Source organism: Halostella sp. PRR32 (assembly GCF_034808085.1).
GTDB lineage: Archaea > Halobacteriota > Halobacteria > Halobacteriales > Natronoarchaeaceae > Halostella > Halostella pelagica.
This window is the reverse complement of record NZ_JAXHGL010000002.1, coordinates 101,563-127,812: the sequence shown is the minus strand read 5'-3', so window position 1 is coordinate 127,812 and position 26,250 is coordinate 101,563. Positions and strand designations below refer to the sequence as shown.

The 26,250-nt window shown below is 63.5% G+C and carries 27 protein-coding genes and 1 tRNA gene; 13 read left to right on the top strand and 15 right to left on the bottom strand.

What is annotated here, in order from left to right:
• Window positions 1-81 precede the first annotated feature (81 nt).
• Window positions 82-471 carry a hypothetical protein gene (locus SM753_RS05850; protein ID WP_323190898.1) on the bottom strand — a complete coding sequence of 130 codons (390 nt, stop codon included), beginning with the start codon at window positions 469-471 and terminating at the stop codon, window positions 82-84.
• Between the two features lie 373 nt (window positions 472-844).
• On the opposite strand from SM753_RS05850, the gene SM753_RS05845 reads away from it, so the two are divergent.
• Window positions 845-1,309: a hypothetical protein gene (locus tag SM753_RS05845; RefSeq protein WP_323190897.1), complete on the top strand. Its 465-nt coding sequence runs from the start codon at window positions 845-847 to the stop codon at window positions 1,307-1,309.
• Between the two features lie 33 nt (window positions 1,310-1,342).
• On the opposite strand, the gene arcS is transcribed toward SM753_RS05845, so the two are convergent.
• Window positions 1,343-3,133, bottom strand: a complete 1,791-nt coding sequence (gene arcS, locus SM753_RS05840; RefSeq protein WP_323190896.1) for an archaeosine synthase subunit alpha — start codon at window positions 3,131-3,133, stop codon at window positions 1,343-1,345.
• A 132-nt stretch (window positions 3,134-3,265) separates the two neighbouring features.
• On the opposite strand from arcS, the gene SM753_RS05835 reads away from it, so the two are divergent.
• Complete coding sequence (locus SM753_RS05835; RefSeq protein WP_323190895.1) at window positions 3,266-5,149, top strand: ABC transporter ATP-binding protein; 1,884 nt, start codon at window positions 3,266-3,268, stop codon at window positions 5,147-5,149.
• Window positions 5,150-5,186: 37 nt separating this feature from the next.
• On the opposite strand, the gene tgtA is transcribed toward SM753_RS05835, so the two are convergent.
• Window positions 5,187-6,662, bottom strand: a complete 1,476-nt coding sequence (gene tgtA / locus SM753_RS05830) for a tRNA guanosine(15) transglycosylase TgtA (protein WP_135536274.1) — start codon at window positions 6,660-6,662, stop codon at window positions 5,187-5,189.
• A gap of 54 nt (window positions 6,663-6,716) precedes the next feature.
• Window positions 6,717-7,361, bottom strand: a complete 645-nt coding sequence (locus SM753_RS05825) for a helix-turn-helix domain-containing protein (protein WP_323190894.1) — start codon at window positions 7,359-7,361, stop codon at window positions 6,717-6,719.
• A gap of 82 nt (window positions 7,362-7,443) precedes the next feature.
• On the opposite strand from SM753_RS05825, the gene SM753_RS05820 reads away from it, so the two are divergent.
• Window positions 7,444-8,256, top strand: coding sequence for a hypothetical protein (locus tag SM753_RS05820; protein ID WP_323190893.1), 813 nt, complete (start codon window positions 7,444-7,446; stop codon window positions 8,254-8,256).
• A 31-nt stretch (window positions 8,257-8,287) separates the two neighbouring features.
• Here the strand turns inward: SM753_RS05820 and SM753_RS05815 are convergent, their stop codons facing one another.
• From SM753_RS05815 to SM753_RS05790, 6 genes are all read right to left on the bottom strand, one after another.
• On the bottom strand, window positions 8,288-8,935 hold the full coding sequence (locus tag SM753_RS05815; RefSeq protein ID WP_323190892.1) for an NUDIX hydrolase: 648 nt from the start codon (window positions 8,933-8,935) through the stop codon (window positions 8,288-8,290).
• Between the two features lie 57 nt (window positions 8,936-8,992).
• Window positions 8,993-9,760, bottom strand: a complete 768-nt coding sequence (locus SM753_RS05810) for an ABC transporter permease (protein ID WP_135536281.1) — start codon at window positions 9,758-9,760, stop codon at window positions 8,993-8,995.
• Window positions 9,757-10,734, bottom strand: coding sequence for an ATP-binding cassette domain-containing protein (locus SM753_RS05805; RefSeq protein ID WP_323190891.1), 978 nt, complete (start codon window positions 10,732-10,734; stop codon window positions 9,757-9,759). The genes SM753_RS05810 and SM753_RS05805 overlap by 4 nt, the downstream gene beginning before the upstream one ends.
• Window positions 10,735-10,862: 128 nt before the next feature.
• Window positions 10,863-12,935, bottom strand: coding sequence for a hypothetical protein (locus SM753_RS05800; RefSeq protein ID WP_323190890.1), 2,073 nt, complete (start codon window positions 12,933-12,935; stop codon window positions 10,863-10,865).
• 139 nt (window positions 12,936-13,074) lie between these two features.
• On the bottom strand, window positions 13,075-13,611 hold the full coding sequence (locus SM753_RS05795; protein WP_135536287.1) for an AAA family ATPase: 537 nt from the start codon (window positions 13,609-13,611) through the stop codon (window positions 13,075-13,077).
• 164 nt (window positions 13,612-13,775) lie between these two features.
• Window positions 13,776-14,498: a hypothetical protein gene (locus tag SM753_RS05790; RefSeq protein ID WP_210416408.1), complete on the bottom strand. Its 723-nt coding sequence runs from the start codon at window positions 14,496-14,498 to the stop codon at window positions 13,776-13,778.
• 198 nt (window positions 14,499-14,696) lie between these two features.
• Between SM753_RS05790 and SM753_RS05785 the strand changes: the two genes are divergently transcribed.
• The 5 genes from SM753_RS05785 to SM753_RS05765 all read left to right on the top strand — a co-directional run bounded on the left by SM753_RS05785 (window position 14,697) and on the right by SM753_RS05765 (window position 18,176).
• A complete protein-coding gene (locus SM753_RS05785) occupies window positions 14,697-15,089 on the top strand; it encodes a hypothetical protein (RefSeq protein ID WP_323190889.1) in 393 nt (130 codons plus the stop codon).
• 197 nt (window positions 15,090-15,286) lie between these two features.
• Complete coding sequence (locus tag SM753_RS05780; protein WP_323190888.1) at window positions 15,287-15,544, top strand: hypothetical protein; 258 nt, start codon at window positions 15,287-15,289, stop codon at window positions 15,542-15,544.
• Between the two features lie 30 nt (window positions 15,545-15,574).
• The gene (locus tag SM753_RS05775; RefSeq protein WP_323190887.1) at window positions 15,575-16,042 is read left to right on the top strand and encodes a hypothetical protein; all 468 of its coding nucleotides are present in this window, start codon (window positions 15,575-15,577) and stop codon (window positions 16,040-16,042) included.
• Window positions 16,043-17,162: 1,120 nt separating this feature from the next.
• Complete coding sequence (locus SM753_RS05770) at window positions 17,163-17,729, top strand: hypothetical protein (RefSeq protein WP_323190886.1); 567 nt, start codon at window positions 17,163-17,165, stop codon at window positions 17,727-17,729.
• A gap of 117 nt (window positions 17,730-17,846) precedes the next feature.
• Complete coding sequence (locus SM753_RS05765) at window positions 17,847-18,176, top strand: hypothetical protein (RefSeq protein WP_323190885.1); 330 nt, start codon at window positions 17,847-17,849, stop codon at window positions 18,174-18,176.
• Between the two features lie 920 nt (window positions 18,177-19,096).
• Here SM753_RS05765 and SM753_RS05760 read toward each other — a convergent pair.
• Window positions 19,097-19,169 (bottom strand) — tRNA-Pro (locus SM753_RS05760).
• 59 nt (window positions 19,170-19,228) lie between these two features.
• Window positions 19,229-19,825, bottom strand: coding sequence for a tRNA (pseudouridine(54)-N(1))-methyltransferase TrmY (gene trmY / locus SM753_RS05755; protein WP_323190884.1), 597 nt, complete (start codon window positions 19,823-19,825; stop codon window positions 19,229-19,231).
• 77 nt (window positions 19,826-19,902) lie between these two features.
• Between trmY and SM753_RS05750 the strand changes: the two genes are divergently transcribed.
• From SM753_RS05750 to rnhB, 4 genes are all read left to right on the top strand, one after another.
• Entirely contained in the window at window positions 19,903-21,237 is a 1,335-nt protein-coding gene (locus SM753_RS05750) for a tRNA pseudouridine(54/55) synthase Pus10 (protein ID WP_323190883.1), read from the top strand.
• A gap of 105 nt (window positions 21,238-21,342) precedes the next feature.
• The gene (locus SM753_RS05745) at window positions 21,343-21,498 is read left to right on the top strand and encodes a hypothetical protein (RefSeq protein ID WP_323190882.1); all 156 of its coding nucleotides are present in this window, start codon (window positions 21,343-21,345) and stop codon (window positions 21,496-21,498) included.
• A 109-nt stretch (window positions 21,499-21,607) separates the two neighbouring features.
• A complete protein-coding gene (locus tag SM753_RS05740) occupies window positions 21,608-22,114 on the top strand; it encodes a DUF892 family protein (protein ID WP_323190881.1) in 507 nt (168 codons plus the stop codon).
• A 51-nt stretch (window positions 22,115-22,165) separates the two neighbouring features.
• Window positions 22,166-22,813, top strand: a complete 648-nt coding sequence (gene rnhB / locus SM753_RS05735; RefSeq protein WP_323190880.1) for a ribonuclease HII — start codon at window positions 22,166-22,168, stop codon at window positions 22,811-22,813.
• Here rnhB and SM753_RS05730 read toward each other — a convergent pair.
• The gene (locus SM753_RS05730) at window positions 22,810-24,384 is read right to left on the bottom strand and encodes a preprotein translocase subunit SecD (protein ID WP_138798120.1); all 1,575 of its coding nucleotides are present in this window, start codon (window positions 24,382-24,384) and stop codon (window positions 22,810-22,812) included. The two genes, rnhB and SM753_RS05730, sit on opposite strands and share 4 nt — an antisense overlap.
• Entirely contained in the window at window positions 24,381-25,241 is an 861-nt protein-coding gene (gene secF, locus SM753_RS05725) for a protein translocase subunit SecF (protein ID WP_323190879.1), read from the bottom strand. The genes SM753_RS05730 and secF overlap by 4 nt, the downstream gene beginning before the upstream one ends.
• 189 nt (window positions 25,242-25,430) lie before the next feature.
• Here secF and SM753_RS05720 point away from each other — a divergent pair, with 189 nt between their 5' ends.
• Window positions 25,431-25,748 (top strand): hypothetical protein, encoded by a 318-nt coding sequence (locus SM753_RS05720; RefSeq protein ID WP_135536304.1) that lies wholly within the window; start codon window positions 25,431-25,433, stop codon window positions 25,746-25,748.
• On the opposite strand, the gene SM753_RS05715 is transcribed toward SM753_RS05720, so the two are convergent.
• Complete coding sequence (locus SM753_RS05715) at window positions 25,745-26,218, bottom strand: DUF5812 family protein (protein ID WP_135536306.1); 474 nt, start codon at window positions 26,216-26,218, stop codon at window positions 25,745-25,747. The genes SM753_RS05720 and SM753_RS05715 overlap by 4 nt on opposite strands.
• Between the last annotated feature and the right edge of the window lie 32 nt (window positions 26,219-26,250).

The following is a 26,250-nucleotide window of genomic DNA, read 5'->3' as shown; positions in this document are numbered from 1 at the left end:
GTGTCGGTGTTCTGTAACCGTTTGCCGGTGTCCGCCGACGTGTGGTCGGCGAACGACCGAACTAAAGGAAAACAGTCTCTCTCAGTACTTGTCGCTGAGGCGGATACCGTCTTCGACGAGTCGGGCGTTTCGCTCCCGGTCGAGTTCGTCGGCGATGTCGTCGCGTTCGTAGATCTGCTCTATCAGGTCTGCGTAGAGGTTTCGCCAGCCGATGGCGTAGATCGGCGACTGGCCCCACGCCCGGAGTTCGGGCACGAACTCGTCGAACGTCTCCGCGCGGTCGTCGAACTGCTCGACTGCGTCGGCGACGTACCCCGCCGCCTCGCGGTCGTCGTCGGCCTCCGCTATCGCTCGGTTTATCCGTGACTCCCATCCTTCGACCGCCCGCTGCATGTCCGTCGCGGCGCTCTGGCCGTCCTCCGGCAGCGAGTCGACGATCGGCTTCGGAACCGCGAGTGACACTTCGTCCATGCCGTACGTTCCGGACCGCTACACCAAAAACGCTCGCCGCGGGCGAAAAACGAACGACGTGTTCGGTAGTGATCGACTCGGTTCACTGCTCCCAATTACGAACGGCTTACCGGGCGAGGGCTTCGCTTCCCTTCGCGATATGTTCGTAAGTCGCGCTTTCCGTGAGCCTCCGAAACTAACTGCCGCTTAAACGCCTCTCTGCGCCTGTTCGAATCACTGCATTCACCGAACTGACACGATAGTAATCGGCGATGGCATCCGTTCGCAGTTCCCTGGTCGGGCGGTCCCCATCGGTAGGCTGATTCCACCGGATCGAAACGGTCCGTAACGGTATCAGCAGTTTATCACTCATCTACGTATACTTCCTACCGGCGTGAAATTCACAGAAGACGCGGCGATCGAACGAAAACGTGATCGACACGACGACCCCGGCTCCGACCGGTGGCGACGCGCGATGACACGCCGCGACCACTCGGAGGAGCGGACCGTCGCCGCGGGAAACGACGGCCCGGATCTGCCGTCGGGCTGGGCGGTGCGGAAGGAGGGCGACGACGAGTTGGTCGTCGCCCACGATGGCGGCGACCTCGCTCTGAGCGTGACCCGCGAAAGGGGCATCTGGAAGATACGCGGCCACCAGCGAAGCGGCGAGGCGCACCACGTGACCGATATCGGGGCCGTCTCGACCCGCGACGACGCGATGCGACGGGTACTGTCGTGTATGGAACAGGTAAACGCGGAACTCGAACGGGTGGGGTGGGACAGGCGGATCTGCCTCCCGGAGGTCGTCGACGGCGTCTGTACGCGCGACGCCGCGACGATGGAACATATCGTTCAGTGACTGTCCAGTTCGGCGTGTTCTCGCCGACCGGCGCTACTTTTCGTCGACGTGACGAACCGAGCATGCGATGCCGCGAGTGCTCTCTGCCATCTCCGGTCCCGTCATCTGCGCGCGGCCGACCGCGAACGCCGCCGGGCCCTCGATGACGACCTCGTCGCCGACGCGGATGTCGTCGTCGGCGTTTAGCACGCCCGGTGCGAGAACGCTTCCGTGCGGGGTGAACCCATCTATCTCGACCCGTTTCGTCGCCGCGTCGCTGTCAACCCAGCGGCGCGCGCCGGCGAGGGTGAACGCGAGCACGCCGTACTGCGGGACCATGGCCGCGAGTTGCTCTCCCCCGTCGTCGTGTACGCGGAGTTTGGGGTAGCGGCTCTGCGTCGAGATGTCGCCAAACAGGTCGTCGCCGGCACCGGGACCGAACTGGTAGTCGGCGATAGCGCGGACGGTGTTGTGTTCGCGCTCCCGCTTCGAGAACTTGAGTTCGCCCGACAGCGTCGACGAGAGATTGGCCAGCGACTCGGTCGTCGTGGGGTGGTCCTCGACGGTGTACTCGAACTCCACGTCGAGCGACTCCTCGACCCGCTCGCAGATGTCGCGGTACCCCTCACCGGGGACGTGTGCGATGACGCGGGGGTACTCGTTCCGTTCGAGATACTGCCGGAGGATCGTACTCACGAACTGTTTCTCCTCGGCCGACCACCGCCCGGTCACGACCGAATCGTAGTGCTGGGCGGGGTACGTGAGTTCGAGTTCCTGCGGGACGACGCCGATCGGAGAGGTCATCGACACCGTGTGGGCGCGGAACTGGGTAGCGTCGTGGAACTGCCCGTGGCTCTGGGACTCGCTGTACGGTTTGCGGGCCGAACACGGCACGAGGACCAGCGGGTTGTCGAACCGGTTGCGGTATCGCGAGGTGACGCGCTCGGCGAAGCGCTGGATCTCCACGCGGCGCATGGTGTCTTCCGTCGCGGCGGTGATCTCCGCTGTTCGATAGACTGGTGTGCGCTCCTCGACGTACCCCCACTGCTGGTCGAACTCGCGAAACGCCGCGGTGAGCCACTGCTCGTGACGGGCCTGCCCCTCGACGTAGTCCCGGAGGCGACCGGCGCGGATGCGCTCGCGGACGCGTCCGAGTTCCGCGGCGAGTGCGTTGACGTTGTGCCGGGCGCAGTCCTCGCGGTCGAACTCCTCGACCGACCGCTGGCAGGCGGGACAGGCACAGGGGAGTTCAGTCAGGTCTTCGAGGAACGCCTCGCCGTCGTTGGTGAGGTACTTCCCTTGCGTCCCCTTCACGACGGCCCTGTCCGGGTCAACCAGATCGACGCCGGCGTAGGCGAGGACGGCGACGTTTTTCGGCGTGGCCGCGCCGGGCAGATACAGCGCACTGTCTGCGGGGATAGCCTCGCGGATGTCGACTATCGCCTCGCGAAACGCCGCGCCGTGACCGACGAACCCCGGCGCGCCCGAGACGACGTAGGCGTCCGCCGCGTGGTCCGCCGCGGTGTCCGGCGAGACGACGACGGCGTTCGGATACTCGACCTCGGGGTGGTCGACGGCGAACGATTCCTGCACCTCGTCCGCGGTGCCGCCGGGAAACGCGCGGTGCGGGAGGACGGTGAGCGTCGACTCGTCGCCCTCGGGTAGTTCGCGCTCCTCGGGCCAGAGGCTCCCGGCGTCCTCGATGATCCCGTGAGAGCGGGCGCTCGGGTCGCCGCCGCGGTCCACTTCGTCGACTAATGCCGGCGTCGTCACCGGGTCCGAGAGGCGGAGTTCCGCCACCCGGGCGGCCCCGTCGCGCTCGTGGACCTCGAAGTAGTCGGTCATACCCGTCGAGAGTGGCCCCGCCGGAATGAGCGTGTCGTTACGGCCCGGGCGCTGTCGACGCGGCCGCGGTTCGGTTGCCAGAAGTTCGCACACCCCCACAAGGTTTTTTGAACCGGTAGCGCGTCCCTATCTATGGACGAATTAGACACGGACAGGGACGGCCGTCGCGCTCTCCTCGCCCTCGTCAGGCGGTACGGCGACGGCTACCGAGTCCACCTTACTCTCGGCATCGCGTTGACGGTCTTCACCGTAGCCGTGTCGCAGGTGATGCCGTACATTCTCGGCGTCGCTATCGACGCGCTGTTTACCGGCACGCAGCAGTACTCGATCCGGTTTCTCCCCGACGCGTGGATACCCGCCGAACGGACCGGCCAGTTCTGGTTCACGCTCAGCCTCATCGTCGTGCTGTCGACGGCGGCGCTCGTCTTCGGCACCACGGCGGACTACCTCTGGGGCAACTTCGCCCAGCACATGCAACACGAGGTGCGGGTCGACGCCTACGAGGCCGCACAGGAGCGCGAACTCGCGTTCTACGACGACACGCAGACGGGTGAGGTGATGAGCGTGCTGAACAACGACGTGAACAAACTGGAGAACTTCTTCACCCAGATCGTCTCGATGGGAATCCGGGTGTTGGTGATGACCGCGGGCATCTCGGCGTTCATGCTCTGGATCCATCCGCAACTCGCATCAGTCGCGCTGCTCGTGTTGCCCGTTCTCTTCGGCGTGACGCGGCTGTTCGAGCGCCGCGTCTCGCCGAAGTACGAGGAGAAACGGTCCCGCGTCGGCAAGCTGAACGGCCGGCTGGAGAACAACGTCGGCGGCATCCAGACGATCAAGTCCTACAGCACCGAGGACGAGGAGCGAGAGCGCGTGCAGGACTCCTCGGCGGGCTACCGCGACATCGCGTGGAGCGCCTTCCTCGAACGCGTCGGCCTGATCGGGGCCATCTCGGGGCTGACCTCCGTCGGGTACGCCGTCACCTTCCTCGTCGGCGGCTACTGGGTGCTGTTCGGCCCGCCGCTTTTCTTCACGGCGTCGCTGTCGGTCGGGACGCTCGTCACGTTCCTGCTGTACAGCAACCGGTTCCAGTTCCCGATGTACCAGTTCGCGGGCGTCCTCGACGGCTACCAGAACGCCCGCGCCGCGGCGGCGCGGGTGGTCACCCTGCTGGAGGGCGAAAGCGACGTGCGGACGCGCCCGGACGCCGACGACCTCACCGTCCGCGAGGGCCGCGTCGAGTACGACGGCGTGACGTTCAGCTACGAGGGGAGCGAGGAACCGGCACTCGACGGCGTCTCCTTCGCGGCCGAACCGGGGTCGTTCGTCGGCCTCGTCGGTCCGACGGGGGCCGGCAAGTCGACGACGATGAAGTTGCTCCCGCGCCTGTACGACGTGGACGATGGCGCGGTGCGGATCGACGGGCGGGACGTGCGCGACGTGACTCTGGACAGCCTCCGCGAGCACGTCGGCTACGTCTCGCAGGAGCCGTACCTGTTCACGGGGTCGGTCGAGGAGAACATCGCCTACGGGATCGACGCGACGCGGGACGAGGTAGTCGCCGCGGCGAAAAACGCCGGCGCGCACGAGTTCGTCACCGACCTCGACGACGGCTACGAGACGGCGGTCGGCGAGCGCGGCGTGAAGCTCTCCGGCGGCCAGAAACAGCGCGTCGCGCTGGCCCGCGCCCTCCTGAAGGACCCCGAGGTCCTCGTGCTCGACGAGGCGACCAGCCACGTCGACAACGAGACGGAGGCGGTCATCCAGGAGCGCCTCGGCGACCTCACCGCGGACCGCACGACGTTCGCCATCGCCCACCGCCTCTCGACAGTGCGTGACGCCGACACCATCCTCGTGTTCGACGACGGCGAGATAGTCGAGCGCGGCAGTCACGAGGAACTGCTTGCCGCGGACGGCCTCTACGCTAACCTCTGGCGGGTACAGGTCGGCGACGTGGAGGCGCTGCCGGACTCGTTCCTCCAGCGCGCCCACGAGCGGATGCGGGCCGAAACGTAGCTCCGCTCGGCGCGCTCGCCGGCCGCGCTTCGGCGAACTACTGTCGCTCGGCCAGGTCGATCCGCTCGACGCCGTCCGGCAACCGCCGGACGACGTGGTCCGGCCAGTCGTAGTGGGCGACGGTGACCGCCGTCTCGGGGTTCAGTTCGGCGAATCGCGCCACGGCCTCGGCGGCGGCGCGGCGGGCCTCGTCGTCGGCCCTGCTCGGCGTCTCCGCGGTCAGCGGATACGTCTGGGCGAGCGCCGGCGGTACGGGGCCGAACGGTGGGACGAGCCGCCACGTCTCGTCGTAGCCGGTTACGTCCGCCCCCTCCGTGAGCAGTAGGTCGCCCGCCGGCGCGTCGATCCGGTCGAGGCGCTCGCGGTGGCGAAGCACCTCCGGCCGGCGCGCGCTCTCCGAGGAGACGTAGAAGAACGTGCCTTTTGAGGTCGGGTCCTCGCGCTCCAGTTGCTCGGCGTGGTCCAGCAGTGCGCGGTAGCCGTCCAGCATCGCCGGGTGGCCGCGAGCGCGTGTCTCGACGAGTTCGAGCAGGTTCCCCGTCCGGATCGCCTGCTTGATCCGCCGTATCTCGGCGAACGTGACGTGGAGGTTGTGCGCGGCGAGTTCCTCCTCGCGGGCGTTTCGGCCGAGCGCGCGGACCTCGTCGGGGGTGTACTCGGCGCAGACCGGACACGAGCAGGGGAAGTAATCGAGGTCGTCTAACTGCTGCGTGCCGCGGACGGTGAGGTAGCGGTCGTCGCGTGCGTACAGCGCGTACGCCGCGGAGTCGAACAGGTCGCAACCGAGCGCCGCGGCGAGCGCGAACATCATCGGGTGGCCCGCGCCGAACAGGTGGACCGGCGCGTCCGCCGAGAGGCCGCGCTTGCACGCGGCGACCACGTCGACCATGTCGTCGAACCGGTAGTCGTTCATCAACGGCACGACCGCGCCCACGGGGAACACGTCGAGCGACGACGCGTCGGCGGTCCGGGCCGCTTCCTCGCGCAGGTCCGCGTAGGTCGACCCCTGTATCGGCGCGGTGACGAGCATGTCGCCGGTGTCTATCGTCTCGGCTTCGGCGATGCGCTCCTCGGTCGTCTCCAGGTCGATCTCGGCGGTCTCGCGCGAGGCGTCCGGCGGCGTCGGGATGTCGACCGGCGTGCCGATGTCCGAGCCGATGTCGCGCTGGAACTCGAGGATCTCGGGCGGCGTCACGTCTATCTCGCCGTACACCGACAGCTGGAACGACCCCGAATCGGTCATGATCGCGCCGTCGAAATCAAGCAGTTCGTGCAGGCCCTCGGCCAGTGCCTGCTCGCGGAGTTCCTCGTTCCCGTGGATGATGTAGGAGTTGGTGATGAGTATCTCCGCGCCGAACTCCTCGGCGAGTCGCGACGGGGAGATCGTATCCAGATTGGGGTTTATCACCGGCAGCAGCGCCGGCGTCTCGACTGTCACCCCCGCCCGGGGGACGGTCAGTTCCCCGATGCGGCCCGCGGCGTCCGCGTCGCGGAGTTCGAAGTGATCGCGCATTGGTTCGCGGTAGCCCCGGCGCGTGGGTAAGGATTCCGTTCCGCGTCGTTGCGGTCAGAACTCGGTGTCACCGTCCGTTCCAGTGAGAAACCACTTGACGACGCTCCCTTCGCCGCGCCGCAGGATCTCGCTCACCGTGGACTTGTCCGCCTCCAGCGTGGCCGCGAGGTCCGCGAGCGTACACTCCCGCGGCACCTCGAAGTACCCCTCCCGGACGGCCGCGGCGAGCACCTCCCGCTGTCGGTCGGTCAGGAGCCCGGACGAGTTCTCGTTTCCGACCACGGAGCGTAGCTCGTACGAGAGGCCGGCCGCTTCGACCGCCGTCCGGAAGCGGTCCAGCACCTCCCGCGAGCCGGTGAACTCGTACTCGATCCAGCCGTTCCGAACCGTGATCGGATACTCGGGCGGCACCGACGACCGCTCGACGGCCTCGTAGAGTCCGATGTCCGTCGTCTCGTATCTCGCTACGACCGTCTCGTCGGCGCGCTCCAGACGCTGGTACGCGACGATAGACGGGTGGTCGTCGATGGCAGCGGACACGGCGTCGGGGTCGTCTGCCTCCACCTCGCCGAGCTCGATCGCCGTCGAACCGGCCCTGAACCCCGTCAGAAGCCGGAACGTCGCCTCCGGAAACGAGCGCGACACTTCAGCGACCCAGGTGCCCTCGGGGAGTTGAACGTGGAACTGAGCTCTGATCATCTCGTATCATCTGTCGCTATCGGCGTCCAACACCAAGATGTTGGGCAAATTGATTCCTCGGCTTCGGCCGGATCTTCACGCAGTGATCCGCAACACTGCCGCGTACGCTCGCTGGAACCGTCCCGCAACCGTCGTCGCGGAGCTCCGCCGACGAAACTCGCTCCTGTTCGCCGTCGCCGCGCTCAACGCCGCGTTGTTCCTTGGATTCGCCGCCGGAATCGCCCTCGATCCGCGGACCGTCGGCGGGGAGCCGGTCTGGCTCAAACCCGCGAAGTTCGCGGGCTCGATAGCGCTGTTCACCGCGACGCTCGGCTGGATAGGTCACCACCTCCCTGTCGCCGATAGCACCCTGCGGCGCGCGTCGCTCGTCGTGGCGACGGCAAGCGTCGTCGAGATAACGCTCATCGCCGGGCAGGCGGCACGCGGGGTCGAATCGCATTTCAACCAGTCGACGGCGTTCGACACGGCCGTATACGCCGTCATGGGACTGACTATCGTCGCCATGGTCGCGGTCGTCGCGTGGCTACTCGTCCGGGCTTGGAGGCGGGAGTTCTCCGTCGCCCCGGCGTACGAATGGGGCATCCGCCTCGGCATCGCGCTGTTCGTCGTCGGGTCGTACGAGGGCGGCGCGATGGTCGCGCTGGAGGCCAGCGCGGTCGGCACCAGTCCGGCGATTCCGGTGGTCGGCTGGAACGCCGGCGGGGATTTCCGAGCGGCGCATTTCCTCGGACTCCACGCGCTCCAGGCGCTCCCGCTTGCCGGCTATCTCGCGTCCGAAGCGAGCGAGAACGGCCGACTTGCGCGACCTGTGCGGGCCGTCCAACTTGTCGCGGCGGGCTACGCGACGCTGCTGGTCGCGGCGTTTACCCACGCGCTCGCTCCGGCGCTCGGGTAACGTGTCCCGCTGTCGGCGTGCGGCCGCCGGCCTATTCGAACAGCGCGTAGTACAGCACGCCGAGCGCCGTTCGGCCGTCGGATATCTCCCCCTCGCGGACGGCCTCCCGGAGGTCGTCGAACTCCGCCGTCGTCACGCGGATCGTCTCGTTGTCGTCCAGGTCCTGCTCGGCGGTCGGCGCGCACTCGCGCGCGAGGAAGTAGTGGAAGACGACGTCCGAGATGCCGTTTGCGGGTTCGACCGAGGTAAGATGTTCGACCTCGCCGGCCTCGTAGCCCGTCTCCTCGGTCAGTTCGCGTCGGACCGCGGCGGTCAGGTCGTCGTCGCTCGGTTCCAGACCGCCCGCGGGGAGCGCGCGGTTGACTCGTTTCACGGCCTGACGCCACTCCTCGACCAGAACGACGTCGCCGTCGGCGGTGAAGGGGAGAACGACGACGCTCTCGCCCTCCGTGAGGTAGTCGAAGTCCGTCTCGGTGCCGTCCGGGAGACGCGCGTCTTCCTTGATAACGTCGAACCCGGGACAGGAGTAGGCGACGCCGGAATCGAGCGTCTCCCACGCCAGACCGTCGTCGACAGAACCGCTGTCACCGTCGCTGTCGACAGAACCGCTGTCACTGTCCCAGTCGTCGGCAGACCCGCTGTCGTTCGTCCCGTCACGTGAGCCGTCGTCAGCGTCCATGCACGCCAGTACGGCTACTGCCCGCAAAAGTGCGCCGAACGGTCCGTCGCTCGGCCGCTAGTCGGTGAGTCCGTAGCCGCGTTTGAACAGCGCAATGTCTACCAGCACGACCGCCAGCGTCAACGCCGACAGGACGGCCAGAGCGACGTTGTGGTCGATGTCCGAGTACGCCAGGAAGCCGTACCGGACGCCGTTGACCATGTACACCATCGGGTTCAGTAGCGACAGCGTCCTGTAAAGCGGCGGAAGGATCTCCAGTGAGTAGAACACGCCGCCGAAGAACACGAGCGGACGAACGATGAACTGATTCATCACCGTCAGGTAGTCGAAGTCCTCCGCCCAGAGGCCACCCACGACGCCGAGGCTGGCGAACAGCACGGAGATAACGACGAGGAAGGCGACGAGGTAGAACGGTCGCGCGACGCCGACCGGTTCGAAGGCGTACCCCACGAACGCGATGATGACCCCGACTACCAGTCCGCGGAGCGCGCTCGCGCCGATGTAGGCGAGCACCATCTCCGTGTACGACATCGGCGACGTGAGCGTTTCGTGGATGTACTCGTTCCACCGCCCGTGGAAGATCGAAAACGAGGCGTTCTCGAACGCGTTCGAGATGGCTCCGAGCACGATGAGGCCGGGGAGGATGAACACGATGTAATCGAACCCCTGAATCTTGTCGATGCGGTCCCCCAGGATGACGCCGAACACGGAGAAATACAGTACGTTCGTGATCAGCGGCGGGAGGAAGGTGTTCGACGGCCGACGGACGTACCGGAGTATCTCCCGCTTTACGAGCGCGTACGTGCTCACGGACAGGAACCTCACGCCGAGTCACCTCCCGGGATCCCGGCGGACTCCTCGCCGCTCCGTACCCCCTCTCCGTCGTCGTTCGTCAACTCGACGAACACCTCTTCCAGCGACGTACGGGTGATCTCCAGGTCGACGATCTCGTGGCCGCGAGCCTCTAGTTCGTTCAGGACCTGCGGCGCGACGCGGCCGCCCTGTTTCGCCCGCACCGCAAGCCGGCCGTCCTCTATCGTCACGCCCTCGACCCTGTCCAGATGGGTGAGGTCGGGCGCTGTCGACGGCGTCGTCTGCGTCCGGACGTAAATCGTGTCGGTCCCGCGGTCCATCAGTTCGTCCGGACTGGCGACCTCCAGTTTCCGCCCCTCGTTGATGATCGCCACGCGGTCGCAGAGCCGTTCCGCCTCTTCGATGTAGTGCGTCGTCAACAGGACGGTAGTACCCCCCTCGTTGAGTTCCTGGACGATGTTCCAGAGGTCGTGGCGCAACTGGACGTCGACGCCCGCCGTCGGCTCGTCGAGGATGAGCAGGTCCGGGTCCGTGACCAGTGCCCGCGCGAGCAGTAGCCGTCGCTTCATCCCGCCGGAGAGCCAGTCGAAGCGCTCGTCGCGTTTGTCGTAGATCCCCACTGTCTTCAGCGCCTCGTCCGCGCGGCGCTCGGCCTCGTCTTCGGGGATACCGTGATAGCCGGCTTTGTGCTGTAACACCTCGCGGATCGGGAAGAAGCGGTCGACGTTGTACTCCTGCGGTGCGAGGCCGATGGCGTCGCGGACCTCGCGGTAGTCGTCGACGACGTCGTGGCCGAACACCCGGGCTTCGCCGCCCGACTTCCGGACCAGCCCGACGAGTATCTCGATGAACGTCGTCTTTCCGGCCCCGTTCGGGCCGAGCAAGCCGAAGAACTCGCCGTCCTCGACGCTGATCGAGAGCTCGTCGAGGGCGCGCAAGTCGCCGTACTCCTTCACCAGGTCCTGCGTCTCGATCGCCCGTGGCATCTACCGTACCGTCCCTCACTCGGCGGCTAAAGCGCGTCGAACGCGGGTGCCGCTGCCACGGGTTCCGCTGGGCGACCGGCTCTCTGCGGCGACCGGTCTCCTCGCCGGCCGACGGTTCGAACTCCTGTTCAGAGGCTCCCGGCGTCGAGCGCCTGCTCGTTGCGCCGCCGTGCCTGTTCGACCCGCCGCCCGACGGCGGCGGTCACGGCGTCCGGAAGGTCGTCGTCCGTCTCTGTCAGCCGTTCCGCGACGCGGTGGAGTCGGTCTCGGACCGCTTCGAGACGCTGGTCCGCACCGTTCCCGTCGCCGTCCTCTGCCCGCTCGGCGGCGCGGGACGCGGCGTCGGCCACCGCCTCTAGCGCTCGCGCTACTCCCCGGCCGTTGTCGCCCGGTTCGTCTCGGTCATCTCCGTCGTCATCGTCGTCGAGTTCCGCCCGCACCCGTCTCGCCGTCTCCTCTGAGAGGGCGGCGAGAAACGACGCGAGCGAGGCTTTGCCGGTCCGCGGCCGGTCGATCGTCACCTCGCTCTCCTCGCCGGGATTGACACGGAACGCGCCGACCTCGTCGTCCGCGTCCCGAACCTCCGTCGTGTACGCGCCGCCGCCGTGGACGTACACTGAGTCCCGCCCCGAAAGCGGTGCATCGTACAGCCGACCCCCGAAGTCGTCTTCCACCGCGAGCGCCCGCAGATCCGCGTCCGTCCCGTCCGCATCGACGCGAAGTTTGACGGCGTCCTCGCGGGCCGTGACCGCTATCCGGCCGTCGACGCCCGCCGTCGTCGCCGTGTCGCTCTCGTCTACCGTCACGCGCTCGCTGTGCGGGGCGACCCCCGCGCCGTTGACCGTGACTCGATGGTCGCCGGCGGGCACGTCCGCGGCGACTGCGACGCCGCCGAACGTCGGGACTGCCTCCGGGTCGCTCTCGACCAGCACCACGGCCTCGGTACCGAGGTCCGCCGTGGTCACGCCCTCGCCGTCGGGCGCGTCAGCGCTTTCGACGGCTTCCTGCACCGCGGCGACGACCAGACCCGCCCCGTCAGGGCCGGCGATGGCGTCGTATCGATCCGCAAGCGTAGACCGGTGCGAGGGGTCGGATATATCCGCCGCGGGGTTGTCGTACCGTGGCTGGTCCCAGGGCACGCCCGTCGACGTGATGTGACCGGCGACCCTGTCCTCCGCGAACTCGGGGACGGCGAACTCGAAACTCAACTGCGGACCGGTGAACTCGCCGACGTGTTCCACGTCGGCAGTCGGTTCCAGCGCGTATCGGACGTCCGCGGCGTCCTCGTGGTCGTGGCCGAACACCAGCCCCGTCTCCCGCTGAGGGAGGTCGTTCGGCGGGGACGCCAGGTCCTCGAACGATCGGACGGTGAGGCCGGCGGGGATCAGGTCGGACCGGCCGACCGCCGGCAAGCGGTCGTGGTCGTAGATGGGTTCGCCATCGAGTTCGGGGACGACGAACGGGAGCCGTGTCCCTTCGTCCCGCGGGAGTCCGTAGGCGATGGGCAGTTCGTCGACGACCTCGACGCCGGCTAACACCTGGTTCGTCACGTCGGCGACGGCGTCAGGCAGTGGAAACCGCTGGAAGCTATCGCGGTTCTCGTTGACAGAGAGGCCGCTGGAGTGCGAGCCGAGTTCCGGCAGGATGCGCGGGAACGCGTCCGGATCCGGGTCGAGGAACTCGTTGTTCGGCACTTTCCGCGAGTGGGCGCTGGCGACGAACAGCTGCGGCGTCTCCGCCTCGACGTCGACGAAAACGTGAACCGCCTCCCAGTCGTGCCAGTGAAAGTTCGTCGAGAACTGGTCGAACGCCGAGTACAGCCAGAACTGCACGACCGCAAGCGGCGAGCTTTCGTACCGGATCGCGCGGTAGAACACGGTCGGGTCCGGCGGGGCCTCGGAGTCGGTGAACCGCTCAGTGTAGCCGTCGAGCGCATCGAACCCGTCGACGACCGTCTCACCGTTTAATTCGCTCTCGTACGGCCGCGGGTCCGTCGGGAACCACCGCTCGGCGGCGTCGAAGTAGAGCGTCGGCGCGAACCGCTCCGCCAGTTCACGTGCCCGGTCGTCGTCGACTTCGGTCGTCGGCGCGTCCTCACCGCCGAGGAACTGCAGGCCGGCGAGCGCACCAGCGCCGACCGCTCCCGTTCCGGCGGCGGCTTTCAGCAGGTCGCGACGGGACAGGTTTCCCGGGTCGATCACGGGCCTCGGACTACCTCTCGGTCGGTCGCGGCACGCGCTCTCGACAGTTCGTTCAACGTCTGGCTCATAGCTCGACCAGTTACTGTCGGTGCAAAGGTTTTCTGGCATCGTCCGGCGGCGGCGTCCGCCGATACACGGCTCAGAAGAGTCGGTCGAGTTGCCGCTGGGTCTCGGCCAGCGTCTCGGAGTTATCGACCGTCACGTGGTCGACCGAGAGGGGGTCGAACTGCTCGCGGATCATCGCATGTACCTCGAAGTCGGCGTCGCTTTCGTCGTCGGTTCGCCCCGCTATCCGCTCTCTGACGACGGGTTCGGCGCATTCGACTTTCACTGACCGAAACTCCGCCCCCAGTTCGTCAGCCAGCGACTGCGCCCGCTCCCGAACAGGGCGGTACTGGAACGTCCCGTCGAGCACCGCGTTCTCGCCGCGCCGGACCGCTTTACGGCCGCGAGCGAACAGTTCATCGTACACGCGCTTTCGCTCCGCATCAGTGTACTCCGGGTCAGGAGCGACGTCTTCACGAACCACGTCGGTCCGGAGTAACTCCCCGTCGATCCGGTCGGCAACCCCCTCAGAAACGGTCGTCTTCCCGACGCCCGGTGGCCCGCAGACGACCACCAGTTGCGGATGGTCGGCCGCCGTCTCTCTCGCCGTCGCGGATCCGGTGTCAGCCATCGGTACCATCCTCGGTTGGCCCCTCGAAAACGCGGTCGACACTCATTCCTCTCTACGATCAGACGGGACTTACATATCAGTATCGGGAGCGGTCGACGGCGGAGACTGAGCGGTACGGCTCGACGGGATATCTGTCGCGGCCGAAATACCTCCGTTTCGACCTCTCAGTGGAGCATGTCGAGCAGGAAGATGAGGAGGAACCCGGCGAAAAACAGCGTCGTCGAGGTCGGCGTCTCGGGCACCTTCTGGGCCTTGACCAGGAGCTCCTCGGTCACCAGATAGAGGAGGGCGGCCGACCCGAACGCGAGCACGAGAGCGATCGGCGTTCCCGTGACGCCGTCGAAGACGAGCACGCCGGCGGCTACCCCGCCGAGTAACAGGAGTCCGAACGCGGCGGGGACGGCGAGTTTCTTGAGCGTCCCAGTCTTCTCCGGGAGCGCGATGACGCCGGTCACGCCGAGAAAGAGGACCTCTATCGCCAGCGCAACGACGATGAGGATCCCAGTGGCCGCCTCGGCCAGGAACGTCACGCCGATCAGGACGCCGTCGATGAGCATGTCGATACTCACGGTGATGAGCAGACCGGACGCCCCCGCGGCCTTCCCGCCGATACCGCGTTTCTCCACGTACTTGCTGAGTTGATGGATGCCGAGCATCGTTGCGACGCCGATCGCGAAGCCGACGACGACCACGCTCGGCGCTCGCGTGTGAACGTCCGGCAGAAGTTCGGCGGCGACAGCGGCGAACACCACGCCCGCGGCGAAGTGCTGTACGTTACTCTCCATCTGTGCTCCCGGTGGACGATAGACTGCGACGAGTCCGCCGACGAGTGCGGCCACGACGGCTATCATCGTGTACGACAGCGCCTGCGTCAGCGTTCCGGGCATTCTCTAGCAGTACTATAGCTACCCAGTTGAAAGTGGTCGGATCCGCAGTGTTGTTATCGCCCGGAACGGCGGAGGAGTCTTACCGCCGGAAAACATGCCTAACAGGCTGTAATTTTCGATCCGAGTCGGAACAGGGCTGTACAGAAGGTCGAACAGTTCGCGAATCAACCCTTACTCAGTCAGCATCGGTGGAATCGAATGGTGTACCGACTGTCGTCGACGGACTGTGTTCTACAGCGGTGGGAACTACTAAGCCGCGACACGACGAACTTCAACAGAGGAGGGCTGATACAAATGAGTGATTCAAACGGTGACGAAGACGACCCGACGACGGTCCACTTCGTTGATGGAACAACGGAGGCCTACAACGTCGTCGTGAGACCGTATGGCTCGAATTGGCTCTATGCATTACGTCCGGATACGGCGGCGAACCACTGTGTCCTCAACGCTGAGAACGTAACCCGCATCGAAGCCCAGACTGTCGCTCAACTCGATGAAGGAGTCGGATACTGCGATTTCGACCGACGTGACGGGATCGAGACCTTCGTTAAGCAGGAAAGCTGGATCGCTATCGAGAACACTCGTGATTGAGATTCCCGGTATCGAACCCGCTGAACGCTCACGCGAGTGTGGCCGTAGTTGTAACCTGAAGGTGTCGAGATAGTCGACATCACCAGTGGAGATTCACAGGACGACCCGATAGAGGTCGAGAACGGCAACGGAAATGGAAACGCGAACGGAACCAACGAGACAACTGAATAATGCCCTTCCGACGGTCGGATACGTGGATGACCCTCCTAGACGACCGGATACTCGAACACCTCGCAGACGAATCGTGGTCCTCGCCGTCCCTGATAGCCTCTTCTGTGTATATCGAAGCACCGGAAGGGACAATCAGGGACCGATGTAAACTGCTGGCCGACGCTGGACTGATTGCACCGATCCATCGGAACGCATACGAGATTACTACATGGGGCCGGCTGTACCTTGAAGGGGAGATTGATGCAGCTCATCAGCCATATCCCAGAAAGAGAACAGTTTTGTGAACGTCTTTGTCATATACCTAATTGTGACACATGGACCTTGATAATTACACCAAGGACACCGAAGATATTGTAGTTGAATCTTCTGCATACGAGGGAAAAGACGCAATCTCAAATGATAAAAAGGGAACTCTTGCCTGTACAACAAATCGTCTTGTGTTCACTCGGGATAAAAAGGTAGTTGATATATCTCTAAATGCAATCAATTCGGTCGAATATAAACTGCCATCATATCCAGAAGAATATCTGAATTATGGGTTGATAGAGTTGTTAATCGGACTGATATTGTATTCTTTATCTGATAGAATTCCCATGGGAATAGGGGAGGAGCTCGGGTTGTTTGTTATTGTAATTGCTGGAATCACGTTTATACTGGGATTACTCTTCCGTCGAAGGGTGCTCTACTTACACACCCCTAATAAGACATACTCGTTCGCAACAAAGGATGCTTCAATTGAGCAGATTGCCCACGCGGTGCGGGGATACGAACAGAAACATTGAATCACTCACTCGCGCAAGAAACGCCGTATTCTCGCGCCTCCGGGGGTCCCAAACGGGTATTCCGCTCGCTCATTCATGCTGACAGCGACAGCAAGGTCGTGCCCCCGTCGCTCCGCTCGGGGGCGAACGGTCGGCCTTCCGTGTTTACCCCCATGTGAGGGGGGCAAAGATGGGTGCCTCCCTTATGCCGTATTTCAGCCTTCTGTTTAGATTGCTCAGAATAACAACTCGGCCTGTTAGTCGAGGTAAATCGATAGATTAAACCAACGGTCAAGATCATATTAACACATTTAAAATTATATCCAATTAATCATTAACGGTATTTTTTTTATATATATTAAATACAAATAATATTGTTGCTATAAAGAGAAAAAGAGGATAGTAACTGGATGCAGAATAGAAGGGAATTACTGGCGACCGCTGGTGCTGCCGGTGCAGTAACACTCGGTATCGCCAAGCCCGCCTCAGCGAGTTCCGGTGGGCGACCCTTCGTCGAAATCGATATATAACACGGGGATGTTCCGAATTTCCCACCCTCTCACACCGATAACTTCGCACCATATCAGTACAATTCCCACGAAGATGAGGTGTATGTCTCTGAAACCGTGACAGAAGAACAAAAGCAGAAGTTCCTCAGTGATAATCCCCTCGTGAGTGTGAATGGACAATCCATATATGAGGCTCCTGCGACGGTGACCGGGCCTAACCCACAGGAGTTCCTTCCCGTAAGGCGAGGATATCGGATGATGCTGGAAGAGGCGTATCGGGGGCCGAGACCCAGAGTGCGGTTCGACGGCGTGACCGCTATCGTATCCGTGGCCGATAGATCACTTAATCTACAGGGTGGCTCGGCCGGAACGCTGGAGTTGGAGCCTCGAAACGTGAGAGGCAGGGATTACAGCGGTGAAGGGGAATCTATGTCGCGTCCAGTAACACCCATCGTCACCGCTCGGAATCTAGGAGAAATGCCGATCATTCAACCCCAAAGTGGGGGTGAGTGATTATGTATCATCGCGAGCGTACTGTTTTCGCACACTCAAGCCAGGGTGGGAGCTACCCACTCGTCGAAACACAGGCCCAATCGGCTACCAATTATATCACGAACAATACCTCCCACCGTATGACAATGGTGAATAGGGGGAGTACAGGCGTAAACGCCAGATGGGGAAGGAGTGAAGAAGAATTCGTCGAAAGAAGTCTGAAAAACCTCGTGGACAACGGTGATCTTCTGCACGGCGATCACGTAATTATCGCTCACGGGTACTGGAATTACGGTTATGGTGGTGCAGAAACCCACATCACCTATGATGGCCTTGATATTCATGGTGTCGCGGTGTACTCCGGTGCATACGTGAACGACAATGAGAGTCGGCATTTCGTCTGGCACGAACTTGGACATATAATGGGGAATGAACACAATGATGGCTGTTATGATATCCGCTGGGACAATCATCACGATGAACCCATGACTGATAATATCACTCCGATGGCCACTGGATACGTGTACGGCGAAAACGGAAACAACGATGTGCAGTACAGCACCTCTGGTTGGGATAACTTCTCCCATTTCGACTGCGGGGCGTCCCAAAAGTCCAATTATAAAAACGACACAGACGACTTCCAGGACCACCACGACTACTCTTACTCCGTTGAAGCGATCAGCAATATCGATTCTACAATAGACTAAACTCTTCCCCCTCGTATGTTCAGAACAACACGCCGGACGTTCTGCCAAAGCCTGTTGGCGACCGGTGTCGGCTCGTTCGCTGGTTGCACGGACAGCGAACAAGGTGAGAGGGGAGATGTGCGGATAGAAAACGAGGATACGATCGAGCACACGGTCCACGTAAGAATCTCCGAGTTTGTCCAGGGTGCTGAAACCACCTCGAACACGCCGACGGCAGACGCGATGTCGGAGTTCCGTATCAACGACCGCTACACCGTAGCCCCGGACTCTGTCACGAAGGTGGGGTCCATTGCTCAATCCGAAGGCAGCGGTCGCGTGAAGGCGACAGGAGAACTGGAAACGGGAGAGACGATCGAACGGTGGATCGACATCCCAACGCAATACGTCTGGACGATCCACATCGCATCTGACGCCGCACTTACGTGGAAGTGGGTCGGTACCGAGTAATTTCGTTTTGTACACACCTATGCGACACTCTGTATGAATGATCGGTCACGGGAATCGCGTTAACACGGTCATGCCGTGCACAACCCTTCTTTAGAAGGAACCCAAGTACGCTGGTCAAAAAACGAATTCTGCGGAATACAGTCAATATCTTATAAAGAGTATTCCTCGGAGCATGAGTTTATTAGTAAGAGACATGATTTCTCTTCAAGCTTAGACACTATATTGGGATCTATTCGATTCTACTCGGTACACGGTGCTGACGGCAACCGCCAGCAGATACGTGTATATGACAAACATCGTTAGAACCAATGGCACACACGAAAGTGATCCACATCCTAGGATGCTGCTTGTTTGTTGTGATAAATTCCAGATAGGTGTCCGGTGAACCGTATAACAACTGAGTGCCGAAAAGTAAGGGTGGGAGAAAATACGCGCCAAGTATGAGGAGAAAGGCGATCCACACCTCTTGACCAAAGAAAACGCGCCACGGTGAGGACTGAGCCATACTGTATAGCAGTCTCCGACGATCAGATAAATATCTTATGTCGATAACAGACTTGAAATTTGGTTTCTCCAATGGTCAGTGCTTACTCTGTATCTACCACCGAGGGCGCTGAATCTATCGCCTACAAAAGGTTTCAACAGGCGCAATCAAAGAAAAGAACCGCAGGAGATCCTTCGCAGTCCACGCAGAATCCGGAACCCCGAAGGACGAGGTTTCAGCCTCGTCCCACCGCGACAAAGCGGCCGCTAACTGTCAGGGAAAGGATTAAGTAGGCAGTGGGCCGGCGCGAATGTCGAACTTGCCGAGACGTGCTCGCTTCGCTGCGCGCGTCTCGTCTGCTCGAATTCGCTTGGCGTTAATTTTCCACGCACTACGGACGACTCGCTACGCTCGCCGTTGCGAAGTGCGGGAAAAGTGGGCCGGCGCGAATTCGAATCGCGGTTACGGCCACCCGAAGGCCGAAGGATACCAAGCTACCCCACCGGCCCGCACGAGAGACAAGGGCGGTGTCGTTTTTAACAGTTCCGAAACGGGTGACGGCCGGCGATCAGTAGGACTCGTATCCGCCGGTGTCGAGGTAGTTCTGCGCGACGGTGATAGCGTGGTCGGCGTGGAGTCGCTCGGGACCGAGGCGGACGCGGTGGTCCGCCGCGTCGGCAAGCAGGTCCGCTTCGTCCGCCTCGAAGTCGTGATGGTCCGAGAGAACGAACGCGGGGTTTTCCGGCGGGGAAACGTCCACCACGGGTTCGCCGTCTTCGTGCAGTTGGACGACGGTGCTTTCGGCGGCAACGTCCTCAAGAACCGGTTCGAACCCGCGTCGCGTGAGCGAGACGCCGGGGCTGGACTCGACGGGCATGTGTCCGATAGCTTCCTCACGTTCGTCGAGGGCGTTTCGTATCAGGGCCGCGGTGGAGCGCTCGTCGGGGTTGAGTCGGCGCAGGTCGCTCCCCTCGAACGTGACGGTGAACTCGTCCGCCAGTACGAGGTGGACCCGAACGTCTTCGCGGATGTCGTGCGAGAGGAAAAACGCGGAGTTGACACAGCGACAGAGCACGTCGAGGCGGCCCGCACCGCCGGTGATGTCGTCGAGTGGGAAGTCGGGCGTCGTCGGAGCGTCGTGACCGAGAATAACGAACTGGCGCATACCGTGACGTACGGGTGATCGTCCATACGTTCATCGGAATGGCAAGGCAATTACCCCCGCCGGGCCTGGTGGGACACATGACCGTCATCGAGGACGCCCGCGGGGTCATCGACGCCGGCCCCGTCTGCGACGCCTGCCTCGGCCGCTGTTTCGCGGACCGGAGTTTCGGCCTGACGAACGGCGAACGAGGGAAGGCGCTGCGTGTGACCGCCGCTCTGGAAGACGACGAGGAGTACGACCCGGTGAGCCCCGAGGAGTGCTGGGTTTGCGAGGGCCGCTCCGGCGAGTTTGACGAGTGGGCCGAACGCGTCGCGGAGGCCGTCGAAGGCCTCCACTTCGAGACATATCAGGTCGGCACGCGCACGCCGCCGCTCATCGAGGAGAACGAGCGACTGCTCCGCGAGGAGGCGGGCCTCGACGACACCGCTGACGAAGTCGAATCGCCCACCCAGACGGACGACGCCGGCGAACGGTTCAAATCGGAGTTCAACCGCGAGGTCGGCAAGCGCGTGGGGGAACTCACCGATACGATGGTCGACTTCAACCGTCCGGACGTGCTGGCGCTTCTGAACCTCGAACGCGAGGGCGACGTGGAGATCCAGGTCAACCCCGCGTTCGTCTACGGTCGCTACCGCAAGTTAGAGCGTGACATTCCACAGACGGAGTGGCCCTGCAGAGAGTGCGGTGGCAGCGGCAAGCAACTCGGCGACGCCGGCGAGGAGCCCTGTGACTACTGCGGCGGGAGCGGCTATCTGTACGACGAGAGCGTCGAAGAACTCGTCGCGCCACACGTCCGCAAGGCTATGGACGGCGAGGAGGCCGTCTTCCACGGCGCGGGCCGCGAGGACGTCGACGCGCGGATGATAGAACGCGGCCGCCCGTTCGTCGTCGAAGTGAAGGAACCAGGGTTCCGCTCGCCCGATGTCGACGAACTCGAAGCGGCGATCAACGACGCCGCCGAGGGGTCGGTCGAGGTGACCGACCTCGCGCTCGCGACACACGGGATGGTCGAACGCGTCAAGGAACTCGACGCGAGCAAGACCTACCGGATGGACGTCGAGTTCGCGGAACCGGTTTCCGCCGAGGAACTGGACGGCGCACTCGACGACCTCGACGGTGCGACGATCGAGCAGTACACGCCCGAGCGCGTCGACCATCGCCGGGCGAGCGTCACGCGGACGCGACAGGTGTACGATATCGAGGGGTCCTTGGAAGATGACACCCGCGCCACCATCGAACTCCACGGCGAGGGGGGCCTCTACGTCAAGGAACTCGTCAGCGGCGACAACGGACGGACGGAGCCGAGTCTCGCCGACCTGCTCGGCGTCGACGCCGAGGTGACGGCGCTTGACGTGGTCGACGTGCAGGGCGAGGACGAACCCTTCGACGACCCCGAGTACCTCCGGGAGTGAGCGGGTTCCGGCGTTCGCGGACGGGACCGGCCTCCGAACCATCGTCCGGGTAGTCGGCCGAAACTTTTTGCGCGGTACGTCCTAGCATATCATGGGGGATAGTCCATGTGCCACCACTACGAGAGTGAACGCCTGACCGAGTACGAGTTCGCGTACGAAACCGAGAAAGAGGAATCGGACGACGACGACGAGGTCGCAGACCTCGACGAGAGCGAGGAGTTCGAAGAGATCGGTCCCGCCGTTCCGCCGGCCGACGACTGAGTTCGCTCACCCGTTCGTTTTTATATAGGTCCGTCAACGATCGTATTGCACTCCTGTGGTTTACCCGGGGTGATTATGAGCGGTCGTCCGGATCGATCACTGGGGGACAATGGCTATCGAAACACCGCACGACCTGTTCGAGCACCACCTGAAAGAAGCCTACTACGTCGAGAACGAACTCGTCGACAACCTCGCGGTGATGGCCGACGAGGTGACCGAAGAGCAACTGTTCGAGGACTTCCAGGAACACGAGGAAGAGACACAACAACACGTCAAGCGGCTCGAAACCGTCTTCGAGTCGATCGGCAGGGAACCGACGATGAGTGAATCGGCAGCCCTCGACGGCCTCGTCGAAGAGAAAAACGAACTGTCGACGGAGATCCGGGACGACGAACTCCGGAACGTCGCTCTCGTCGGTGCGGGCATCAAAACCGAGCGCATGGAGATATCGATGTACGAGGGGATGATCCAACTCGCCGATGAGATGGACGTCGACGACGACGTGACGGACGCGCTTGAGGCCAACCTGAACGACGAGAAAGATGCCCTGCAGAAACTCAAGAGCCGCGCGGAGGGCTCGAAACTGAAGCAGGTGCTTGCCGACCTCACGGGCTGAGCGCGGTGCGACACCGCAAACTGTTTTCTCTCGCCCGCCGGACGATGGGCTATGACTGCCGTGTTCGGCGCTGACGAAGCGGGCAAGGGACCCGTCCTCGGATCGATGTTCGCGGCGGCTGTAGCCGTCGACGACCCTGCGGTTCTACCGGACGGGATCGACGACTCGAAGAAACTGTCGCCGTCACGGCGCGAGTCACTCGCCGAATCGCTCCGCGAGGACGACCGCGTCGACATCGCTGTCGCCGAGATCACGCCCGAACGGATCGACGCGCCGGAGACGGATATGAACACGCTCACCGTCGTCGCCCAGGCGGAAGCACTCGCGGGCGTCGTCGCGGACGGAATGAGCGGGGTCGTCGACGCCGGGGACACGAGCGAATCGCGGTTCGGTCGCCGCGTCGCGGACCGGCTTCCGGCGGCGGTCGACCTGACTGCGGAACACGGTGCCGACGAGGCCCACGCGGCCGCGGGCGCGGCGAGCGTCGTCGCGAAGGTCGAACGCGACGCCCAGATGGCGGCGTACGCCGAGGAGTACGGCGCGGTCGGCAGCGGCTATCCGAGCGACGCGACGACGCGGGAGTTTCTCGCGTCCCACGTGGAGAAAACGGGCTGTCTGCCGCCGTTCGCACGAGAGTCGTGGTCGACCTGCGACGATATCCTCGCGGCGGCCGAGCAGGCGGGGCTAGAGGAGTTCTAGCGGTCCGTCACCAGCGCGCGGAGGATGTCACCGTAGGCGGGCCGGGTGACGAGAACGCCGACCAGGACGCCCAGGATGGTGATGATAGCGAAGCCCTGTAGCTGGCCGAGCGAGAGCACCGCGAGCGGACTCATCGCCACGATGGTCGTCGCGGCGGCCGCACCGATGACCCAGAACGCCTTCCGGAAGCGGTTCTGGAAGATGCGACTGGAGTTGACATCGCCCTCGGACATCACCCCGTCGGCGATGATTATCAGGTCGTCCACCCCCGTACCGATGACGGCGATGAACCCGGCGATCACCGAGAGGTCGAGCGGATACTGGATCGCCGCCGAGAACCCGAGGAGGATAACGACCTCCGAGAGTGCGGTGACGACCATCGGTGCCGCGACGCGGGCGTTGCCGTAGCGGAGATACACCGTGAGCGAGACCGCGATGACCGCGATGATCCCTGTGATCAGCGAGTTGGTCTTGAACCGGTCACCGAGCGACGGTTCGACGAACTGCGTCTGCGCTTGCTCGAAGTCGAGCGGCGCGGGAAGGCGACCGGCCTGGAGGCTCAGATGCAGGTTGCGGGCCTCCTCCTGCGTGTTCGCCGTCATCCGGAACTGCGGGTCCCGGGTGAAGTCGCCGTCGGGACGCCAACTCGTCGCGAGGTCCCGGCGGACGCCCGCACCGTAGACGGTTTCGTTGTCGACGACGGTCAGCAGACAGTAGCCGGGATCCGTGTTGTTCTCGCGCTGGGCGTCGTACTGACAGTTGCTGAACGCCTGCCGGTTCGTGAATCCGGCCTCGTCGAGCGTGGTGGCCATCTCGTTGGCCGCCTCGTCGTTGTTGACCGTCACCGAGACGAAGTACTCGCCGGTGCGCTCGTCTTGCTTGACGGTGCTTGCCGGGTCGATGTCCTCGCCGCGGAGCACCAACTCCTGGCGGTACTCCGTCGAGCCGTTGTTCTGCTCGGGGTACAGCGCGTCGATCCGCACTTCGCCGCGGCTCTGAATGAGGCTCCGGAGTTCCTCGCGGTCGCGGTTCGGAGCGGTGACGACGATGTACCGTTCGCCGCCGGCCGTCGTCGACTGCGTTACCGTCCCGCCGGCGAGGCCGGACTCGCTTATCTTCCTGTCGAGGACTTCGACTATCGTCTGTCTCGTATCTGCGGTGACGCCGTTGCGGATCTCGCCGTGGGTGACGTTCGCCGCGGCGAGTGCGCTCTCGAACTCGCTCTCGCTGACGTTCTCGTCGAACACTTCGACGGTCGTCGCGTCGGAGGTGCGACTGGCGCTGACGTCGATGGTTTCGATTCCGAGTTCGGTAGCTACGTCCCGTTCGACCTGGGCCTTGTTTTCGAACTCCGCGTCTTCAGCGGTCATGCCGATCACCGGCGCGCGGATCCGGGCACCGCCGTCTAGCTCGATGCCGTACTGGAGATTGGTCGGGCCGTCGCTCTGGACGTTCGCGCTGTCGTCGCCGACGGTCGCGCCGGGAACAAACAGGGCGAACACGCTGAGCAACAGGAGGATGACGAGCATCACGACGCGCCAGTTCGACCGAATAGCGCTGAGTGCGCTCATCGAGCGACCCCCTCGAACTTGTACCATCGAAGCAGGCTAAGATTGAGCATGTACGTGTTCATCAGGTCCGCGGTGAGCCCGAAGACGAGGATGAGACCGATGTCGCTGAGCAGGTCGATCCCGAACAGCGTGGCCACGATGGCCATCACCGCCATCGCGGAGATAGAGGTGAGCGTCATCGTCACACCGGTCCGCATCGCACGATGGGTGCTGTCGTAGAACTCGCCGGACCGTCGCAGGATGTGGTTGTTCAACAGGATGTCCGAGTCCACGCTGTAACCGATGAGCATCAGGAGTGCGGCGATAGTCCCGAGCGTGAGATCGATCCCGAACACGTTCATCAGTGCAAGCGGGATCACGATGTCGCTGAACGCGGAGATGACGATAGCGATGCTGGGGACGAACGTTCGGAAGAAGGCGAACGCGAGAACGCTCATCCCGACGAAGGCGATGACGACGCCGTACAGCGCCTCGGTCTGAGCTTGAGAGCCGAAGCTGGGCGACGTCGAGGAACTAGAGAGGACCTCGAAGCCCGCGTCGTCAGCCTGGGATTCCAGAGCTCCGATGTCGGACGGCGGGAACTCGACGATATACGTGTCCTCTTCGCCGCGGATCGACCGCACGTTCGACGGTTCCTGGTCGAACGCCGTACGGATTGCGTCTTCGGACTGATCCGTCTGAATCGTGAGTTCCGCCCCGCCAGTGAACGCAGTGCCGGGGTTGACGGGTGCCCCAGTGAACAGATACCACCCGAGAAGGATCGCCAGCGCGACCGCGAGAACGGCGAGAGGGATGGCCGCCAACTGGCGATTCGTGTACCGGGTGTAATCGATCTCCGGTACTTCGATCTCTACCATGGCCGCGAATCCGTATCCGTCCCGAATAAGCTTTCTTATCTCGAAAACGCCCTCCTGCGGTCTGTGAGCGGTTAACACGACCGGGTGATCGCGGTGTTCTGTCGATACGACCACGGCCCGAACGCTCAGTCCGTTGGTCGGTTACGCACCGGCCGAGCGTCTAAACGGGTCGAGAACGTATCCGACAGTATGAGCCGGGACACCGCGAGCAAGGTCGTCGTTTCGTACCCCGAAGACCTGAGCGACTGGGGTCGGTTTCAGGTCGAGAAACCGTCGTTTCGCGCGTTCCTGCGGAAGACTCGCGACGAGGTCGCGGTCGGCGACGTCTGGGAGGAGTTCGTCGGCACCGGCTGCTGCGGGAGCGAACTGGACGTGCCGCTTCGGGTCGAGGAGATAGACGGCCCCGAACGGATCGGCGACGGGACGGCCGTCGAGTTCACCGTCCGCGAGGCCTGCGGCATTCAGGGGAACTGGCGCATCCAGAGCGCGGGCGGGCCGAACGCCTAGTCGGGCAGGTAGCGGACGTTCACCACGCCGGCGTCGTCGTCCGACCGGACTTCGACGCGAACGGCGTCCAGGCGGGCGGCCCGGGCGAGCGTCGCCTCGTCGTCGAGCACGTCCGCGGCGGCCTCGTCGGCGGTGCCTTCCGGGACCGTGAGGACGTGTATCTCGCCGGTGCCGGCCCGCTCCTCGCGGGCCAGTTCTCCCACGTCCTGTCTCTTTGCGATCTCCATCGCCTGCGTGGTCGGCGAGAGGTCGCTGTCGACCAGTTCGACCGTCCGACGCTCTCCGACGTCGATCACCTTCCACGTCACCTCCAGCGGCGGGTCCGGCGCGATGGTCGCCGAGAGGACCTCCTCTTCCTCGATGCCCGGGTTCGACGACAGCGTGTGAACCTGGCTGTCTTCGACGTTGCGTAACACGGCCGACTCCTCGTCCGCGTGCGTGACGAGGAACGTTCCGGTTTTCTCCGACATGGCCGGTGGTACGCTCGCGGGGTTTTTGCTCG